General features: G+C 36.7%; 1 protein-coding gene. It reads right to left on the bottom strand.

The genetic code is table 11. The features are described 5' to 3' along the window. A partial coding sequence (locus QJV27_RS11105) for a DUF2931 family protein (RefSeq protein ID WP_281449076.1) occupies window positions 1-709 on the bottom strand: 709 nt, incomplete at both ends.

Here is a 709-nt window from a genome sequence, read left to right as displayed (position 1 = left end):
CATATAATCTAAACGAATAGGCTGATGTGTTTTTCTATCTTCAATATTTGTTATAAGTCCAAAGGGAATAGCTCTAGGTTCAGCTTGATTATTTATTTGCAGTGTATCATATTGCTCACCATTGACATAAACTGCTGAATATCTTTTCAGCTCATATAAATTATTCGTTTTTAATACCCATGAATATTTGTGCATTAATCGTAACCAAGGTTCCGCATCAGGAACTCTATGTTCGCGTATCTCTTGTTGAACTTTATCATCAATTACACGGTAATAATTTTTACCTTTAGCTTGCATTTGATAATCTAAATATTGTTTACGACTAACATCTTCATCCATCAACGGAATGATAAACTCACTCCAATCGACATTATCAATCTTATGGGCTTTGAATTGGGTAATTAAATAAATATTCCCTCCACCAGACATCCAAACGGTGATCAATCCCCCTGGGGCATAATTCACAATAAGACTAGTAAGGTCATCTCCCAATAATTGCGCATAATGTTCGAGTACTTTTTGATCAAAAAGCGCTTCTCCCTCCCAAAATTGGTCTTCGGCAATCGAATACCAACGCACAGTTATTTTATAAGGAAGAACCTGTCGCTCCCCAACATTTGTAGCTTGATCGCTTCCTGGCCATCCTTTTGATGCAGGCCCTCCTGTGGTAAAAGGAAGAATAATCCTACCTTGTTGATCGGTAAAATAA

The sequence above is a fragment of the Commensalibacter oyaizuii genome (assembly GCF_029953265.1).
Taxonomy (GTDB): domain Bacteria; phylum Pseudomonadota; class Alphaproteobacteria; order Acetobacterales; family Acetobacteraceae; genus Commensalibacter; species Commensalibacter oyaizuii.
Note: the sequence above shows the minus strand (reverse complement) of the source record. Positions and strands in the feature narration are given on the sequence as shown.